The following is a 4,700-nucleotide window of genomic DNA, read 5'->3' on the forward strand; positions in this document are numbered from 1 at the left end:
TTCGCCAAGGGAGTTTTCGCGCTTGACAAGACGGGGGCTAATGGGTGAACGCTGATAGCTGACAGCTTCTTTACTGCAGCTTCTCCAACAGCCACAGGATATTCTTCGCCAGCTCGTCCAGCGTGGCCATCGCCTCCTGATCACCGGCGATTTCGCCTTCACGCAGACCATGGCCGACGTTCCAGTAGCTGCTGCCGGGCACGATCATGCCGTTGATGAGAAACCACATGTTGAGTTGTGCGAAGGTGAACAACTCGCCGGCTCGCCGGGCGGGCACGACCGCCGCACCGATCTTCCGGGCCAGGAACTGGTCGCCCACACGGCTGACAAAGCCGACGCGATCCATGTAGGCTTTGATCTGCCCGGTCACCGATCCGAAGTACACCGGCGAGCCGAGCAGGATCACGTCGGCGGCCCGCGACCGATCGATCAAGCCGTTGCATGCGTCATCGTGCCCATGGCAGCGACCATCCTTAACTTCCGCGCACACCATGCATGCCCTGCAAGGAGCGATGCCCATTTCCTCAAGGCAGACGTCGTCGATTTCATGTCCTGCTTTCGACAGATGACCGCAAACCCGCTGCAACATCAGATGAGTATTGCCTTTGGGTCTCGGACTTCCGTTGACGCTGAGCACTCGCATGGTTACCTCCTTGCCGAGAGTAACTCCCGGAACACCACCAAGCGGACTCTCGACCTGGGATATTAGACCTGAGAGATGCCGGTCCGACAACAGGACCGGGATCAAATACCCGGAGGCTACCGTCGGCCCCGTGCCGCTTGGACGCGGATTTGCGGATTCGGATCGAGTCGGACCACAAAGTCGGCGTTGGCCTCCGTCTCTTCGACAGCAGCAATATTGATCAGATCGTTGGTCTCGAACTTCTCACGGGCTTGCTCGGGTGAGGCTCCGCCGCGAATGTGCCGCTTGATGATCCGCTCGCGAGCAACGGCCAAATCCGCCTCAAGGAAAAGCCTTGGCCGCAGCAGAGATGAGACCTTGTCCCAGGGGGGCGTGGTGCTCAGGACGAAGTTGCCCTCAACGAGCACGATCTGCGTCCGGGCGTCGATCACAATCGCACCAGGCACCGGATCATGCAGCCTCCGATCGTAGGCCGGCAGGTTGATGGAGCGGCGCGCAGGCCTCAGCGACTCCAACGCGTCGGCCATGGCCGGGACGTTGAAGGATTGTGGTCCGCCCTTGCGACTCCGTAGCGGCACCGGATGTCCTCTTTCATCGAGCACGGTGCGCGCGTCGAGCACGACATTGGGATAGTGCCAGCCGTCCATCCCCACCACGGCCAGCCGTCCGGACGGCCAGATGCGACCGGCCACAAGGGCTGCAGCGGCGGCGAACGTCGATTTGCCGCTGCCCGGTATCCCGCCCAAGCCGGCCAGGACTCGCTCTTCGTCGTCGCCACTGTGTTGAACCAGCATCGCCAGCAACGGCAGATAGACAAGATCGAGCTGTTCGACCGTAATATGAACCTCCACCTCATAGCCGGCAACGCTCAGCGCCCGGCTCCCGGCAAGATCCCGTGTGAGCCCCACCCATTCAGGGGGATACACAAATGGGTTCTGAGGCTCATCGATGACCATCGGGTCTGCCTGCTTAGACGTTCAAGGTTACCTGCTTGTTACGCGCGGACGAATGCCGTCTCAGAATCGGCCCGATCACCGTCTTAACGAAATGATCGACCTGCTGTGGGGCGAGCCCGACGAACCGTCTTGCGTCAAGGGCCTTGCGGAAGTCAACGTTCGCGAACGCCGGGTCCTTCTGTAGCCGCTGGAGCAGGTCGTTCGGACGCCCGTGCATCTTGACCTCCAGTGCGGCGGCCTGCGAATGCCGTCGGATCAGCTCGTGCAGTGCCTGCCGGTCACCGGGGCGGGCCCGCTTGCCTCTTGCGCCCTGCCCACCGGCGGTAGCCGCCATTAGGATCTCTTCCGTCGCCATGAAAGGCAGCTCCGCTTGCACGTGTGCCCCGATCACTTTGGGGTAGACAACCAGGCCGCGCGAGACGTCCGTCACAAGCCTCAGGATTCCGTCAACGGCCAGGAAACTCTCCGGGATCGAGAGCCGCTTGTTGGATGAATCGTCGAGCGTCCTCTCCAACCACTGCTCGGCGGCCGTCTGCAAAGGCGACGACATCACTGAGATGACGTATCGGGCCAGTCCGGTCATCCGCTCGCACCGCATCGGGTTGCGCTTGTAGGCCATGGCCGACGAGCCCACCTGCGATTTCTCAAACGGCTCTTCGATCTCTTTCATGCCGGCCAGCAGACGGATGTCGTTGGCGAACTTGTGGGCGCTGGCGGCAATCCCCGCCAGCGTGGCAACTACCTGGGCGTCGATCTTGCGGGAGTAGGTCTGGCCGGTAACCGGCTCGACGTCCTCGAAACCGAGCTTGCGGGTGACGATCTTCTCCAGGCGGACCACCTTGGCCGCGTTGCCGTCAAACAGCGAAAGGAAGCTGGCCTGCGTGCCGGTCGCCCCGCGAATCCCACGAAATCGCAGCCGCCCCAGGCGATCTTCCAGTTCCTCCAAGTCGCGAACAAAATCGTAGGCCCACAGGCAGGCCCGCCGGCCGACCGTGGTGAGCTGCGCCGGCTGATAGTGAGTGAAACCCAGACAGGGCAGGTTGCGCCACTTGCGGGCGAACGCGCCCAGGGCGTCGATCGCGTTGACCAGCCAATCGCGGATCAGCACCATCGCCTCACGCATAATCAGCAGGTCGGCGTTGTCCACCACGTCCATGCTCGTCATGCCCAGGTGCAGAATGCCCCGGGCTTTGGGTGCCACGTCGCCCCAGGCGTACAGGTGGGCCATGACGTCATGGCGAAGCTTCTTCTCGTGCTCGGCCGCTCGGTCCCAGTCGATGTCCTCCATCGTCCGCCGCAACTCGGCGATCTGCCGTCGCGAAACCGGCAGTCCGAGCTGGGCCTGGGCCTCAGCCACCGCCAACCAGATCCGCCGCCAGGTCAGTATCCGGTGCCGCGGGCTGAACAGCCGGCACATCTCCGGCGAGGCATTCCGGGAAACCAACGGGTTCTCGTACGTGTCTTTGTTGCTGTTCATGGTCCGTGATTCCAGACGATTGCCGCTCTCCGTGCCGAGTGCCAACCACACCCTTGCAGATCGCCCGGCCAGGGGCGAAGGTGTTTAGCCAGGGGCGCGAGCCCCTGGGAATCGTGCCGCATCGGCGGGTCAGCCCCAGCGGGGCGACAGATGCTCGTGGCCGGCTCGGCCGTGCCACCGCCCCTTCGGGGCTGGTCGGTCATGATGGTATTTGTACCAGGGGCTCGCGCCCCTGGCTACATACCCGTGCCCCTTTGGGAAACGAAGGCGGTTGGGTACCGCGCCGACGTGAGTTTAGTTGAGAAGACAACAGGGGTCAAAAGACCGGGTCTTCAGGTACAATCGACATCATGAGAAAGGGCCGCCTTGCTCCATCGCGTCTGTTTCCAGAATTGGCTCTCTTTGAGACTGATCAGGAACGACGCGACGTTATCCGGCGATATTGGCGCGAAAAAGTGGGCCGCCGTCAACGCCGCTTCTATCTTGCAGCTCTCTTGTTTGGCTCGGCGGTAGCCATGGGTCTGACCATTCTAGCACTCAAGCGATCGCTGGCTTTCTGGGGACTCTCGGGTGAAGGCTGGGTTGGAGGGGTGATTGCAGGGGTCTATCCATTTGCCGTTGCTATTGGCAGTCAGTATCTTGTCCGTAAACCTCTGATCAGGTACCTGCGTGAACAGTTGGCCGCCAAGGGCGTCCCCATCTGCATTGAGTGCGGCTACGATCTCCGAGGCCAGGTCGACCCGCGCTGCCCCGAGTGCGGGACGGCATTTGACCCGAAACTGATCAAGCGCCCGAGTGATCCGGCAGCCGGCCCGTCAGACTGAGCGCGCTCGACACCCAAGTGCCGACGGAGCCATCGGCACCAAGTAGGGCCGATGCTTGCGGCGTGCCGCCAAGTAGGGCCGACGCCCTCGTCGGCCCACCACTGTAGAACAACGGCCCTGTTGGCCCGTGGGGGACCCAATCATGCCGCGTGCTTTTGACTGGCACCGAGCATGGATGTCACACAAGCCGTACACGTAGGGCCGACGCCCTCGTCGGCCCATTTCGGCATGAGTAACACGGCCGTCGACCTCTTCGATCGCCGCCGGCCACCCGACGCCCTCGTCGCCCCATTTCGGCATTACCCCCCCATTACACAACAATCCCCGCAGCCCTGCAGAAAAGCACGTTTGGATCGGCCGTTTGGCACCGAATCACCATCGTGCCCAGAATTCACCAGCAGTGAGCTTCATGAGCGACGGCAAAGCACGCCCCATCCTCAATTCTGCCTTCCAGACTCTTCATTCCCCGGCGTTGCCATATGCAACGCCGGGCTATACTCTCTGCACAACCGACCAAACCGGCAGTCCAAGCGTGCTCGATACCCAAGCGCCGACGGAGCCATCGGCACCAAGTAGGGCCGACGCCCTCGTCGGCCCACCACTGTGGAACAACGGTCCTGTTGGCCCGTGGAGGACCCAATCATGCCGCGTGCTTTTGACTGGCGCCGAGCATGGATGTCACACAAGCCGTATGGCTCAGCGTGCCGCCAAGTAGGGCCGACGCCCTCGTCGGCCCACCACTGTGGAACAACGGCCCTGTTGGCCCGTGGGGGACCCAATCATGCCGCGTGCTTTTGACT

At 62.4% G+C, this 4,700-nt stretch carries 4 protein-coding genes; 1 reads left to right on the forward strand and 3 read right to left on the reverse strand.

The annotated features are described in order from the left end of the window. Positions 1-70: 70 nt before the first annotated feature. The 3 genes from PLL20_21560 to purB form a co-directional block, all read right to left on the reverse strand. The gene (locus PLL20_21560; protein ID HPD32587.1) at positions 71-643 is read right to left on the reverse strand and encodes a flavodoxin family protein; all 573 of its coding nucleotides are present in this window, start codon (positions 641-643) and stop codon (positions 71-73) included. 116 nt (positions 644-759) lie between these two features. Further along, positions 760-1,599, reverse strand: a complete 840-nt coding sequence (locus tag PLL20_21565; protein HPD32588.1) for a hypothetical protein — start codon at positions 1,597-1,599, stop codon at positions 760-762. Between the two features lie 13 nt (positions 1,600-1,612). Further along, positions 1,613-3,076 carry an adenylosuccinate lyase gene (purB, locus tag PLL20_21570; GenBank protein HPD32589.1) on the reverse strand — a complete coding sequence of 488 codons (1,464 nt, stop codon included), beginning with the start codon at positions 3,074-3,076 and terminating at the stop codon, positions 1,613-1,615. A gap of 350 nt (positions 3,077-3,426) precedes the next feature. Between purB and PLL20_21575 the strand changes: the two genes are divergently transcribed. After that, positions 3,427-3,900: a hypothetical protein gene (locus tag PLL20_21575; protein ID HPD32590.1), complete on the forward strand. Its 474-nt coding sequence runs from the start codon at positions 3,427-3,429 to the stop codon at positions 3,898-3,900. Positions 3,901-4,700: the final 800 nt, after the last annotated feature.

This window comes from Phycisphaerae bacterium, from assembly GCA_035384605.1.
Classification (GTDB): domain Bacteria; phylum Planctomycetota; class Phycisphaerae; order UBA1845; family PWPN01; genus JAUCQB01.